Annotated in this window: 12 protein-coding genes; 11 read left to right on the top strand and 1 reads right to left on the bottom strand. The window is 65.6% G+C overall.

The window, feature by feature from the left end:
- The first annotated feature begins 437 nt into the window (after positions 1–437).
- Positions 438–1004 (top strand): TIGR00645 family protein, encoded by a 567-nt coding sequence (locus ACFPK0_RS16845; RefSeq protein ID WP_056085574.1) that lies wholly within the window; start codon positions 438–440, stop codon positions 1002–1004.
- A 71-nt stretch (positions 1005–1075) separates the two neighbouring features.
- Here ACFPK0_RS16845 and ACFPK0_RS16840 read toward each other — a convergent pair whose 3' ends face one another.
- The gene (locus tag ACFPK0_RS16840) at positions 1076–2011 is read right to left on the bottom strand and encodes a carbohydrate kinase family protein (RefSeq protein ID WP_056608706.1); all 936 of its coding nucleotides are present in this window, start codon (positions 2009–2011) and stop codon (positions 1076–1078) included.
- Between the two features lie 271 nt (positions 2012–2282).
- Here ACFPK0_RS16840 and ACFPK0_RS16835 point away from each other — a divergent pair, with 271 nt between their 5' ends.
- The 10 genes from ACFPK0_RS16835 to lipB all read left to right on the top strand — a co-directional run bounded on the left by ACFPK0_RS16835 (position 2283) and on the right by lipB (position 12326).
- Positions 2283–3329 carry a rod shape-determining protein gene (locus ACFPK0_RS16835; protein ID WP_056085572.1) on the top strand — a complete coding sequence of 349 codons (1047 nt, stop codon included), beginning with the start codon at positions 2283–2285 and terminating at the stop codon, positions 3327–3329.
- A 30-nt stretch (positions 3330–3359) separates the two neighbouring features.
- Positions 3360–4316 (top strand): rod shape-determining protein MreC, encoded by a 957-nt coding sequence (gene mreC / locus ACFPK0_RS16830; protein WP_377342419.1) that lies wholly within the window; start codon positions 3360–3362, stop codon positions 4314–4316.
- Positions 4313–4798 (top strand): rod shape-determining protein MreD, encoded by a 486-nt coding sequence (mreD, locus tag ACFPK0_RS16825; protein ID WP_056085570.1) that lies wholly within the window; start codon positions 4313–4315, stop codon positions 4796–4798. The genes mreC and mreD overlap by 4 nt, the downstream gene beginning before the upstream one ends.
- A gap of 16 nt (positions 4799–4814) precedes the next feature.
- The gene (mrdA, locus tag ACFPK0_RS16820; protein ID WP_377342416.1) at positions 4815–6791 is read left to right on the top strand and encodes a penicillin-binding protein 2; all 1977 of its coding nucleotides are present in this window, start codon (positions 4815–4817) and stop codon (positions 6789–6791) included.
- On the top strand, positions 6788–7903 hold the full coding sequence (rodA, locus tag ACFPK0_RS16815) for a rod shape-determining protein RodA (RefSeq protein WP_377342414.1): 1116 nt from the start codon (positions 6788–6790) through the stop codon (positions 7901–7903). Before mrdA ends, rodA begins: the two co-directional genes overlap by 4 nt.
- Before the next feature lie 96 nt (positions 7904–7999).
- Complete coding sequence (gene mltB, locus ACFPK0_RS16810) at positions 8000–9010, top strand: lytic murein transglycosylase B (RefSeq protein ID WP_056085567.1); 1011 nt, start codon at positions 8000–8002, stop codon at positions 9008–9010.
- Complete coding sequence (locus ACFPK0_RS16805; protein WP_377342412.1) at positions 9007–9927, top strand: septal ring lytic transglycosylase RlpA family protein; 921 nt, start codon at positions 9007–9009, stop codon at positions 9925–9927. Before mltB ends, ACFPK0_RS16805 begins: the two co-directional genes overlap by 4 nt.
- Positions 9928–9999: 72 nt before the next feature.
- Entirely contained in the window at positions 10000–11241 is a 1242-nt protein-coding gene (locus ACFPK0_RS16800) for a D-alanyl-D-alanine carboxypeptidase family protein (RefSeq protein ID WP_056608799.1), read from the top strand.
- Complete coding sequence (locus ACFPK0_RS16795; protein WP_056085565.1) at positions 11241–11531, top strand: YbeD family protein; 291 nt, start codon at positions 11241–11243, stop codon at positions 11529–11531. The genes ACFPK0_RS16800 and ACFPK0_RS16795 overlap by 1 nt, the downstream gene beginning before the upstream one ends.
- 132 nt (positions 11532–11663) lie before the next feature.
- Positions 11664–12326, top strand: coding sequence for a lipoyl(octanoyl) transferase LipB (gene lipB / locus ACFPK0_RS16790; protein ID WP_377342408.1), 663 nt, complete (start codon positions 11664–11666; stop codon positions 12324–12326).

Here is a 12326-nt window from a genome sequence, read left to right as displayed (position 1 = left end):
TAGGTCACCGCCAGGGGCTTTATCCTGATCAACCCTCACCGGAAACGGTGGGGGTTTTTCTTTTGCACGGCTTCTTTTTATCCGGCTGACGAAGCGCACCGTCCAGGCACTGGATAGCGCTTTTGAGGACGGCTTCCGTCGAACTGATGGGTGACCTATGCATTGATCGATGCGGTGACCATCGCCACGGCGTCCTGCTGGAACGCGTGCGATGTGGTCGGCCAGTGGTCGTATGGGTGAACGTGCCAGTCAGCTAACGACCTGTTGGCGAATGCGCGGGTTTTCGACCCCGACGAATGAGCCGTCCGACCGAGCGATCTTTGACCGATCACGTATCTCGGGGACGAACCGGACAAATTGTCGCGCCTGCTTATTTCGGTGAGGATAGTTCCGCTTGGATCGGTAGAATCGAGCGCCTTTCCCCATAGCGAACACGAATGACGACTTTCAACCAAAGCCGCCTGGGTCCCCTGTCGTACCTGATCTTTTCCTCGCGTTGGCTGCAACTGCCTTTGTACCTGGGGCTGATCGTTGCCCAGGGCATTTATGTCGTGCAATTCCTGCGGGAGCTTTGGCACCTGGTGGAAACCACCTTGTTCCACGGTGGCATCGATGCCGCCGGGGGAGGCGACAGTGCCGAGGCGACCATCATGCTGACCGTGCTCGGCCTGATCGACGTGGTGATGATTTCCAATCTGCTGGTGATGGTGATCGTGGGCGGTTACGAGACGTTCGTCTCGCGCCTGCGCCTGGAGGGGCATCCGGATCAGCCGGAATGGCTGTCACACGTCAATGCCACCGTGCTGAAAGTGAAGCTGGCAATGGCGATCATCGGCATCTCCTCGATCCACCTGCTGGCCACGTTCATCAAGGCGCGCAGCATGGATGGTGAAACGATCATGTGGCAGATCCTGCTGCACCTGACTTTCGTGGTGTCTGCGGTCGCGCTTGCGTATATCGACCGACTGACGCTGCCAGCGGGCAAGCACGCGCCCACGCACTGAAACCTGCGCGCGAATCCCCGCAGGTCATGCGAGGTAGTCGCGGCAGGTGGCATCAGGATGCGATGCGGTGATCAGTCCAGCGCGTAACCGAACTGGCTGAGGAACTCCGCGGCGAACTCGCCGTAGCTGAAATGCTGGTTCTGCGTGCCGGGGTGTTCAACCTTCAGTGCGCCCATCAGCGAGGCCATGCGCCCCACGGTGGGCCAGTCCTTGCCGCGCATGATGCCGAAGATCAGGCCGGCGCGATAAGCATCGCCGCAACCGGTCGGGTCCACCACCGCGCGCTCGCGTGCCGGCGGGATCTGGTGGGTTTCGGTGCCCGCGTGGATGACCGAGCCCCGCGGTCCCTGGGTCACGATGTAGGCGCTCACATGCGAGGCGATTTCCTCGGCGCTCCAGCCCGTGCGGGCCTGCAGCAACTGGGACTCGTAGTCGTTGACGATGACGTAGGTCGACTTCCCGATCATCGCGCGGAACTCGTCGCCATTGAACAGCGGCATGGCCTGGCCCGGGTCGAAGATGAAGGGCACGCCGCGGGCGGCGAACTCATCCACATGCTGCAGCATGGCCTCGCGGCCATCCGGCGCCACGATGGCGAAGTCGATCTGCGGGATGTCGCGGACGTGGTTTTCGTGCGCGCTGGACATCGCGCCGGGGTGGAAGGCGGTGATCTGGTTGTTGTCCAGATCCGTGGTGATGAAGCACTGCGGAGTGAACTGGTCGTCGAACTCGCGCACGCTGCTCAGGCGAATCCCGCACTGTTCCAGATGCTTGCGGTAGGGCGCGAAATCCTGACCCACCGTGGCGACCGGCAGTGGATCGCCGCCCAGCAGCTTCAGGTTGTACGCGATATTGCCAGCACAGCCGCCGAACTCACGCCGCATGGCCGGCACCAGGAACGACACGTTGAGGATGTGTACCTGCTCGGGCAGGATGTGATTCTTGAACTGGTCCTGGAACACCATGATGGTGTCGTAGGCCAGCGATCCGCAGATGACGGCAGGCATGGTGGGTGAAGGGTCCCCGATTGTGTGGGATGCCGCGCAGGGCAGCAGGATGGGGCCGATGGACGGCCCAGGCCAAAGGTTCGAATGCTACCGCGAATACGCGCAATTCGCGACTTGGTTCCTTCGTGCAAAGTTCGTCCGCCGATACAGAAAACGTACTTATCATCGTGTTGTACAAGGCTTTCTTAACGTTATTGTCCTTGCGTGGACGGGTAACGCTGACTAGACTGGCGAGCTTGATTTTTGCTCAATATCGGCGCACGGCGGACCCATGTTCAAGAAGTTTCGCGGGATCTTTTCCAACGACATCTCCATCGATCTCGGCACGGCGAACACGCTGATCTATGTGCGCAGCCAGGGCATCGTGCTGAACGAGCCATCGGTGGTGGCGATCCGCCAGGACCGCGGTCCCGGCGGTCCGCGCACGATTGCCGCGGTGGGCAGCGACGCCAAGCGCATGCTCGGCCGCACGCCGGGCAACATCGCCACGGTGCGTCCGATGAAGGACGGCGTGATCGCCGACTTCACCATGACCGAGGCGATGCTGCAGCATTTCATCAAGCAGGTGCACAAGTCGCGCCTGCTGCGGCCCAGCCCGCGCGTGCTGGTGTGCGTGCCCTGCGGTTCCACCCAGGTCGAGCGTCGCGCCATCAAGGAATCGGCCGAAGGCGCCGGCGCCCGCGACGTATTCCTGATCGAGGAACCGATGGCGGCGGCGATCGGCGCCGGTATCCCGGTACACGAGGCGCGCGGCGCGATGGTGCTGGATATTGGCGGTGGCACGTCCGAGGTGGCGGTGATCTCCCTCAACGGCATCGTCTACTCGCAGTCGGTGCGCGTGGGTGGCGATCGTTTCGACGAGGCGATCATCAACTACGTGCGGCGCAACCACGGCACCCTGATCGGCGAATCCACGGCCGAGAAGATCAAGCTGCAGATCGGCTGTGCGTTTCCGCAAAGTGAAGTGCGCGAGATCGAGATCTCCGGCCGCAACCTGGCCGAGGGCGTGCCGCGCATGTTCACGGTCAACTCCAACGAGATCCTCGAAGCGCTGCACGAGCCGCTGGCCGGCATCGTGGCGGCAGTGAAGTCGGCGCTGGAGCAGACCCCGCCGGAGCTCTGCTCCGACGTGGCTGAGCGCGGCATCGTATTGACCGGCGGTGGCGCGCTGCTGCGTGATCTCGATCGCCTGATTTCGGAAGAGACCGGCCTGCACGTCCAGGTGGCCGACGACCCGCTGACCTGCGTGGCGCGTGGCGGCGGCAAGGCGCTGGAGCTGATCGACCAGCACGGCAGCGATTTCTTCGCTCCCGAATAATTCACGGCATCCGGGGGACCAAGGGCCGCCATGGCGCATGCGCGCGACGAATCCTCGCCGCTGTTCGCCGGCAATGCTGCCGGCACGCTGCGACTGATTTTCTACCTGGCACTGGCCGTGGTGCTGATGGTGCTCGACCAGCGCAATGGCTGGATGTGGCGCGTGCGTGATGCGGCGGCGGCGGTGGTCGAGCCGGTTTATCGACTGGCGGGGCTCCCGGTTGCTGGCATGCGTACGCTCAGCGTGGCGTTCGGCGATCGCCAGCACCTGACCGAGCAGAACCAGCGCCTGCGAGAGGACCTGCTGCTGGCCAACGCCAAGTTGAACCGCATGGCCGCGGTGGCGCAGCAGAACCAGCATCTGAAGGAATTGCTCGACACCCGGCACAGCCTTGAACTCAACGTGCAACTGGCGCGTGTCATCGGCGTGGACCTGGGCGCCTACAGTCATCGGCTGATGCTCAACGTGGGCGCACGCGACGGCGTGAAGCCAGGGCAACCGGTGATCGACGCGCACGGCGTGATGGGGCAGGTGATCGAGAGTTTGCCAACCACCTCGGTGGTGATGCTGGTGACCGACCCCGCCCACGCCATTCCGGTGGTGGTCGAACGTACGGGTTTGCGCACGGTGGCATACGGCTCGCGCGGGGGCGATCAGCTCGTGCTGCCCACGATCCCGCTGGCGGCCGACGTGCAGCCGGGCGATCAATTGCTGACGTCAGGACTTGGCGGGCGCTTCCCGCCCGGGTTTCCGGTAGGACGGGTCACCGAGGTGGCGCCTGCCGCCACCGGCATGTTCCTGGTTGCCCAGGTGCAGCCGGCGGCCGATATCGGTCGCAGCGAAGACGTCCTGCTGCTGCATGACCAGGCTGAGCCAGATGGTCCGCCGGCGCCGGCCAAACCGATGGGGCCGCCAAGCGAGCTCGCCCCGACGAACGCGGCCGACGCACCAGCGACTCCGCCAGCCCCACCGGGAGTATCGCGATGAATCGCCAGAGTCTGATGCGCTGGTGGTTCACCGCCACGCTGGTGGTTGCGCTGCTGCTGATGCTGGTGCCGTTGCCCGGCCCGTTGGCGCCGTTCAAGCCGTACTGGCCGGCCCTGGTCCTGTTGTACTGGTCGCTGGAATCCGAGGATCGGGTCACGCTGGGCCTGGCGTTTGCGGTGGGTCTGGGCGCCGACGTGGTCAACGGCGTGGTCTTGGGCGAACAAGCCCTGCGGCTGTGCGCGCTGGTGTTCATCGCCTTGCGCTTCCGTTCGCGGCTGCGCTTTTTCCCGATGTGGCAGCAATCCCTTGCGGTGTTGGTGCTGTTGTTGAACGACCGCGTGCTGTTGCTGCTGGTGCGCTTTCTGGGCGGCGCGTCGTTGCCACCGGCCAGCTGGTGGATCGCGCCGTTCGTAGGCGCGGCGCTGTGGCCTTTCCTGTTCCTGCTGCTCGACGACCTGCGCGCGCGCTGGCGGATCCAATGAAGCGCGATTCCGTGACATGAAGCGTCGGTCGATCAAGGACGCCCGCGGTGAGGGTGCGTTGTTCCGGCGCCGGGCCCTGGTCGGTTTCGCCCTGATCGTGGTGAGCCTGGGCCTGCTGATGGCCCGCTTCGCCTATCTGCAGGTGGTGCGCCACGACGAGTTTGTCACCCGCTCGCAGAACAACCGGGTCAAGCCGCGCGCGATCCCGCCCGCGCGCGGCCTCATCTACGATCGCAACGGCGTGCTGCTGGCCGACAACGTGCCGGCGTTCCGGCTTGAGGTGGTGCCCGAGCAGGTCAAGGACATGCCCGCGTTGCTGGCACAACTGGGTCGGGTGGTTCCGCTGGACCACGATGACCTGGACGCGTTCGCCAAGCAGCTCAAGCAGAACCGCCGCTTCGAGAGCGTGCCGCTGAAAATGCACCTCACCGAAGACGAAATCGATCGCTTCGCGGTCAATCGCTGGCGGTTTCCCGGCGTCGACGTGGTGCCTTACCTGACCCGGCGCTATCCGCTGGGCGAGGCCTTTGCGCATGTCGTGGGTTATGTCGGCCGCATCGACGCCGACGATGTCGATCGCCTCGACCCGGTGCGCTACAAGGGCACCAGCCACGTCGGCCGCAGCGGGGTCGAGCGGTCTTACGAAAATACGCTCCACGGCCAGCCAGGGTACGAGCTGGTCGAGGTCAATGCCGACGGCCGCACCCAGCGCGTGCTGGAAACCCATGCGCCCACGCCGGGCAGCAATCTCTACCTCAGCATAGATTCCCGGTTGCAGCGGGTGGCCGAGGCGGCGTTCGAGGGGCGGCCCGGGGCGGCGGTGGCGATCGACCCGCGCAATGGCCAGGTGCTGGCCATGGTCAGCGTGCCCACGTTTGATCCGAACCTGTTCGTCAACGGCATCAGCCAGGTCGATTACAACGCGTTGACCCACAACCCCGACAAGCCGCTGTACAACCGCGCACTGCGTGGCGTCTATCCGCCCGGCTCGACGGTGAAACCGCTGGTGGGGTTGGCCGGCCTGGAAACCGGCTTTCGCAAACCGCAGGACACCGTTTTCTCCAACGGCGTGTTCTACATCCCCGGTCAGTCGCGCGGTTATCGCGATGACGTGCGCGGTGGCAGCGGGCGGGTCAACCTGATGCAGGCGATCGAGCAATCGGTCAACACCTACTTCTACAAGCTGGCGCTGGACATGGGCATCGACCGGCTCAGCAGCTACATGGCCAAGTTCAGTTTTGGCCGCCCCACCGGGATCGACCTGATCGGCGAGGCGTCCGGCGTGCTGCCTTCGCGCGCATGGAAGGCGGCGCATTCCAGGGAGCCCTGGTATCCCGGTGAAACGGTGATCGCCGGCATCGGGCAGGGTTATTGGGCGGTGACACCGCTGCAGCTGGCGCACGCCATCGCCACCTTCGCCGGCCATGGCATACCGTACGAACCGCGCCTGGTGATGGCCACCCAGCAAGGCATGGATGCGCCCCGCAAGCCGCTGCCCAACCCACCCTCCGGGCCCTCGGTGATCGCCAACCCCGCCGACTGGGACGCGGTGAACCAGGGCATGCAGATGGTGATCTACGGCGCCAAGGGCACCGGCCGTGCGCTGTCGGCGGGCTTTCCGTACCTGATGGCCGGCAAGAGTGGCACCGCCGAGCGTTTCTCGCGTACCACCAGTGCCTACGACACCAACCGCAATACCGCCTACCTCGCCAGTCGCCATCGCGCGTGGTTCGTGGCCTATGCGCCGGCTGACAACCCGCAGATCGCGGTGGCGGTGCTGCTGGAATCGGGCGCGTGGGGCGCCTCCGCATCCGGTCCGATCGTGCGCAAGATCCTCGACGTATGGCTGGCCGAGCAGGGCGGCGTGCTGGCGGGGGCGACGCGCCTGCCTGCACCCACGGCGGCTACCGCTCGCACGCCACTGCCCGCCACCACGCCGACCGACGATGAGGAAACTCCCGTCGCGCCGCTGCCGCAGGGAGACACGCCATGATCGAGGTGCTGTACGTGCGCGGGCGGCGGTTCGTGCGCCGGATCATGACCCGCCCGCGCATCGACCTGCCGCTGGCCACGGGCTTGCTGCTGCTGGCCTTTATCGGCCTGGTGACGCTTTACAGCGCGGGCGACGGCAACCTGGCACTGGTGGGCGGGCAGGCCGGACGCTTCGTGCTGGGTGGTGCGTTGTTGCTGCTGATTTCGCGCGTCCCGCCGCAAGTACTGCGCAGCTGGACGCCGTGGCTGTACGCCGGCAGCACCGCATTGCTGGTGGTGGTGGCGGTGCTGGGCGAGGGTCGTGGTTCGATCCGCTGGCTGGACCTGGGCGTGATGCGCTTTCAGCCGTCCGAACTGTTGAAGCTGACGATGCCGATGATGGTGGCCTGGTACCTGCACCCGCGGCGGTTGCCGCCGGGTTGGGGCGACATCGCCATGGTTGGCCTGCTGATCGCGATTCCCGCCGGATTGATCGCGGAGCAGCCGGACCTGGGCACGGCGCTGCTGGTGACCGCTGCCGGCACGTTCGCGTTGTTCCTCTCCGGCATGGCGTGGTGGCGCATCGGCGTGCTGCTGGCGGCGGTGGGCGGCATGATTCCGGTGGCGTGGCATTTCCTGCACCAGTACCAGCGCGACCGCGTGCTGACCTTGCTCAATCCGGAATCCGACCCGCTGGGCAATGGCTGGCACATCATCCAGTCGCAGATCGCGGTGGGCTCGGGCGGCATCTTCGGCAAGGGCTGGCAGCACAGTACGCAGTCGCGGCTGGATTTCCTGCCCGAGCACACCACCGATTTCATCTTCGCGGTGTTTTCCGAGGAGTTCGGCCTGGTCGGCGTCATCGCGCTGATCACGCTTTACGCCTTCATCATCGGCCGCTGCCTGTGGATCGCGATGGAGGCGCGCGAGACCTATTCGCGACTGCTGGCCGGCGCCATCGGCATGAGCTTTTTCGTCTACGTGTTCGTCAACGGCGGCATGATCGCGGGCATGCTGCCGGTGGTCGGCGTGCCGTTGCCGCTGATCAGTTACGGCGGCACGTCGGCGGTGTCGTTGCTGGTGGCGTTCGGCGTGTTGATGTCGATCCACGCCAACCGCAAGCGGCATGCATGAACGCGGTCATGCCACGCGCCCAAGGCTGCCCCAAGTTGCTGCGGCGTGCGTGTTAGGCTTTCGAGCGACCTCCGTCATTTCGCAAGCGAAGCTTCCATGACTGTAATCCGCGCCTCGCGCCCTGCCGGTTTCCTGGCCGCCCTCATCGCGCCCTTGCTGTTGTGTGTCGCGCCGGTATCGGCGCAGACGCATCCGGGCCAGGCGGCGCTGGTGCAGGAGGTGGTGCGCGATACCGGCAAGGATGCCGCCACCTTGAACGCGCTGCTCGACGGCGCCAAGCGGCAGCAGAGCATTCTCGATGCGATCAGCCGCCCGGCCGAAGCCAAGCCGTGGCGCGATTACCGCCCTATCTTCGTCACCGACAAGCGCATCAACGACGGCATCGCGTTCTACCGCGAACACCGCGACCTGTTGCAGCGCATCGGCACGCAATACGGCGTGGACCCTTCGTACATCGTGGCGATCGTGGGTGTGGAAACCAGCTACGGCCGCAATACCGGCAGCTACAAGGTGCTCGATGCGCTGGTCACGCTGGGCCTGTATTACCCGCCACGGGCGAAGTTCTTTCGCGAGCAATTGAAGGAGCTGCTGGAAATGCCGGCCAATCACCTGGCCGGCCCGCTCGACACGCTCACCGGCTCGTACGCCGGTGCGCAGGGCTGGGGCCAGTTCATGCCCACCAGCATCCGCGACTTCGCGGTGGATGCCGACCACGATGGTCGCATCGACCTGCAGGGTTCGCTGCCGGATATCTTCGCCAGCGTGGCCAATTATTTCGCCGGCCACGGCTGGGTCAGCGGCGAGCCGGTGGCGGCGCGCGCGCAGCCCGATGCCAGCGCGCGGCCGATCACCATCAAGGACAGCCGCCCGCAATGGCCGCTGGAACAACTGGAAGCCTGGGGCTACGCGCCGCTGCAGTCGCTGCCGCCCGCGCAGATGACCACCTTGCAGACGCTCGATGGCGTCAACGGGCCCGAATACTGGTTCACGTTCCAGAATTTCTACGTCATCACCCGCTACAACCGCAGTCCGCTGTATGCGATGTCGGTGCACCAGCTGGCGCAGGCGATCGCCGCCGGCGTCGGCCAGGTGGATAGCGCGCGATGAAGTGGTGGCACGCGTCGCTGGCGCTGGCCGCGTTGTCGCTGCTGGCCGGCTGCGGCGGGCACAAGACGAAACCCTCGCGCGGCGGCCATGCCACCCAGCAGCAGGGAAGCTCTCGTGCGGGCGCGTCGTCGTCCTCCAGCGACCGCTTTCATGACGACCTCAGCCGGCCGCAGAGCAGCCGCTACCGGGATCGCAGCGACAGCATTCCGGACGGCCCGATTCCCGACATCGGCAAGCTGATCGAGCCGGTGCCCAAGGTCGAGCCGCGTTCGCTATATGGCAACAAGTCGCCCTATACCGTGCTCGGCCGCAGCTACAAGGTGCTGCCCACGGCGCGCGGCTACGACGAGCGCGGCATCGCCTCGTTCTACGGCAACAAGTTCCACGGCTACAAGACCTCCAGCCTGGAAACCTACGACATGTACGCGTTCAGCGCCGCCAGCCCCACGCTGCCGCTGCCCAGCTACGCGCGGGTGACCAATCTGGAAAACGGCAAGAGCGTGATCGTGCGGGTCAACGACCGCGGCCCGTTCCACGCCAACCGGCTGATCGACCTGTCCTACGCCGCGGCGGTGCGGATCGGCATCTGGCCCAAGGGCACCGGCCTGGTCGAGGTGCGCGGTATCGATCCGCGACAGCCGGGTCAGGAACTGCCGCCGCCGCCCGTGGTCACACGCCGGCACCCCGGGCTGTATCTGCAAGTGGGCGCGTTCGCCAATACCGACAACGCCAATCGCCTGGCGCAGCGTTTGCGCGAGGCCAACGTGGGCGCGGTGCAAGTCAGCGATGTCGACGTCAACGGGCAGCGCGTGCGCCGCGTGCGGGTCGGGCCGCTGGTGGATGTCGATCGCGCCGATGCGGTCAGTGCCCGGATCGAGGGCATGGGCCTGCCACGACCGCAGGTCGCGGTAGACTGAGCAAATTTGCAGCACTTTTTCACCGACGCCGGCGATCGCGCCGCCGACCTCAAGACCGGACTGAATCACACGATGAATTTTCTTCGCCGCACCCTGATCCCGTTTGCCGCCGCCAGCCTGTTGTTCGGCGTTGCGCTCGCCCAGACGCCACCGCGCCCGTCGCCCGTGCCGCGCCCGGTGGTGCCCGACGCGCCGGTGCCGCCGCCGCCGGATGTCGACGGCAAGAGCTGGGTGCTGATGGATTACGCCACGGGGCAGATCCTGGCCAGCAAGGAGCCGGACCTGCGCGTGGAGCCCGCGTCGATCACCAAAATCATGACCGACTACGTGGTCTCGGCCGAGGTCGCCAACGGCAAGGTCCACATGAGTGACCCGGTCACCATCAGCGAGAACGCCTGGCGCGGCGGCGGTGCTGGCACCGACGGCTCCACCAGCTTCCTCAAGCTCAACAGCCAGGTGCCGCTGAAGGACCTGCTGTACGGCATGATCATCCAGTCCGGCAACGACGCGGCGATCGCGCTGGCCGAGCACACGGCCGGTTCCGAGTCCTCGTTTGCGGCGCTGATGAACGCCTACGCCAAGCAGTTGGGCATGGTGAACTCGAACTTCCGCAACGCGTCGGGTTATCCGATCGAGAACCACTACACCACCGCGCATGACGTGGCGATCCTGTCGCGCGCGCTGATCCACGACTTCCCCGAGGACTATGCGATCTCCGCGGTGAAGGAGTTCGAGTGGAACGGCATCAAGCAGCACAACCGCAACACCTTGCTGTGGCGCGACCCCAGCGTGGACGGCATCAAGACCGGCCACACCGCGGCCGCCGGCTACTGCCTGGCCGCATCGGCCAAGCAGGGCGAGTCGCGGATGATCGCCATCGTGATGGGTGCCAGCAGCGAGAAGGCGCGCGCCGATTCGGCGATGGCGTTGCTCAACTACGGCTTCCGCTTCTATGAAACGCACAAGCTGTACGAGGCCGGCAAGGCGCTGGTGACACCGCGGTTGTGGAAGGGCGAAAGCAACCAGCTGCCGCTGGGCGCCGCCGAGGACGTGCGGGTGACGGTCAAGCGCGGTGACTACGACAAGCTCAAGGCCACCATGGACATTCCCGCCACCCTGATCGCGCCGTTCAAGAAGGGCCAGCAGGTCGGCACCCTGCGTGTCACCCTGGCGGGCCAGCCGGTGCAGAACGTGCCGCTGGTGGCGCTGGCCGATGCGCCGAAGGGCGGTTTCTTCTCGCGCCTGTGGGACACCATCCTGTTGTGGTTCCACGGCAGCAAGGACAAGACCGAACAGGCCGCGGACGCGAAATAATGCAACCGATCGACTTCACCAAGGCGAAGCAGGAAGGCAAGGGATTCCAGTTCCCGGGTGATTTCGAGATCACCGCGGTGGGCAGCGCCAGCGCCGACCTGCCCGCCAAGGTGCCGCAACTGCTGGAGCAGGCGGGGCTGAAAGTGCTGCACGAAAGCGTGCGCCACCGGCATTCCGGCGGCGGCAATTTCGTCTCGGTCACGGTCAGCTTCCGCTGCGAGAACCGTGAGCAATACGACGCAGCGCATGTGGCGCTGCGCGAGTGTCCGGATATCCGGTATACGTTGTGAGGCCGGGAATCGGGAATGGGGAATGGAAAAGCCATTCCAGGCTCCCCATTTTCATTTGTGCATGAGGCTCCATAAGTTTTCAATCTTGCCGTGACCCACGATTCCCCATTCCCCATTCCCGATTCCCGGCCTTTGAAAATTCGCCGCCTCGGCCGCCAGCCCTACGCGGTGACGTGGAAGGCGATGGGTGCGTTCACCGACAACCGGGTGGCCGATACCGCCGACGAATTGTGGTTGCTGGAGCACGATCCGGTATTCACGCTGGGCCAGGCGGGCAAGATGGAGCACGTGCTGGCGCCCGGCGACATCCCGGTGATTCCGGTGGATCGCGGCGGCCAGGTGACGTATCACGGCCCCGGGCAGATCGTGGCCTATCCGCTGATCGACCTGCGCCGCGTGGGCGTCAGCGTGCGCGAACTGGTGCATCGGATCGAGCAGGCGATCATCGACACGCTGGCGCATTGGCAGATCACCGCCGTGCGCCGCGACGGCGCGCCGGGCGTCTATGTGGGCGAGGCCAAGATCGCGGCGCTGGGCTTGCGCGTGAGGCGCGGTTGCAGCTTCCACGGGCTGGCCTTCAACGTGGCCATGGATCTGGAGCCGTTCCAGCGCATCAATCCTTGCGGTTACAAGGGTTTGGCGGTCACGCAAATGCTAGACTTGGCCGGCCCCACACGGCTGGCAGACGTCGAGGATGTGCTGATCGGCGAATTCTGCCGCCAGTTCGGTTTCTCCGCCGTACCGACCGCCCCCGTGCTACCCGAACTCCCCGCCCGCGCAGCGGCCCAGGCTTGA

The organism is Rhodanobacter ginsenosidimutans, from assembly GCF_042655685.1.
GTDB classification, from domain to species: Bacteria; Pseudomonadota; Gammaproteobacteria; order Xanthomonadales; family Rhodanobacteraceae; genus Rhodanobacter; species Rhodanobacter ginsenosidimutans.
The sequence above is the reverse complement of the archived record's forward strand: the minus strand, read 5'-3'. Positions and strand labels throughout refer to the sequence as shown.

Coding starts and splice junctions, on each gene's coding strand:
- ACFPK0_RS16845 (WP_056085574.1), top strand. CDS start 438: ATGACGACTTTCAACCAAAGCCGCCTGGGTCCCCTGTCGTACCTGATC.
- ACFPK0_RS16840 (WP_056608706.1), bottom strand. CDS start 2,011: ATGCCTGCCGTCATCTGCGGATCGCTGGCCTACGACACCATCATGGTG.
- ACFPK0_RS16835 (WP_056085572.1), top strand. CDS start 2,283: ATGTTCAAGAAGTTTCGCGGGATCTTTTCCAACGACATCTCCATCGAT.
- mreC (WP_377342419.1), top strand. CDS start 3,360: ATGGCGCATGCGCGCGACGAATCCTCGCCGCTGTTCGCCGGCAATGCT.
- mreD (WP_056085570.1), top strand. CDS start 4,313: ATGAATCGCCAGAGTCTGATGCGCTGGTGGTTCACCGCCACGCTGGTG.
- mrdA (WP_377342416.1), top strand. CDS start 4,815: ATGAAGCGTCGGTCGATCAAGGACGCCCGCGGTGAGGGTGCGTTGTTC.
- rodA (WP_377342414.1), top strand. CDS start 6,788: ATGATCGAGGTGCTGTACGTGCGCGGGCGGCGGTTCGTGCGCCGGATC.
- mltB (WP_056085567.1), top strand. CDS start 8,000: ATGACTGTAATCCGCGCCTCGCGCCCTGCCGGTTTCCTGGCCGCCCTC.
- ACFPK0_RS16805 (WP_377342412.1), top strand. CDS start 9,007: ATGAAGTGGTGGCACGCGTCGCTGGCGCTGGCCGCGTTGTCGCTGCTG.
- ACFPK0_RS16800 (WP_056608799.1), top strand. CDS start 10,000: ATGAATTTTCTTCGCCGCACCCTGATCCCGTTTGCCGCCGCCAGCCTG.
- ACFPK0_RS16795 (WP_056085565.1), top strand. CDS start 11,241: ATGCAACCGATCGACTTCACCAAGGCGAAGCAGGAAGGCAAGGGATTC.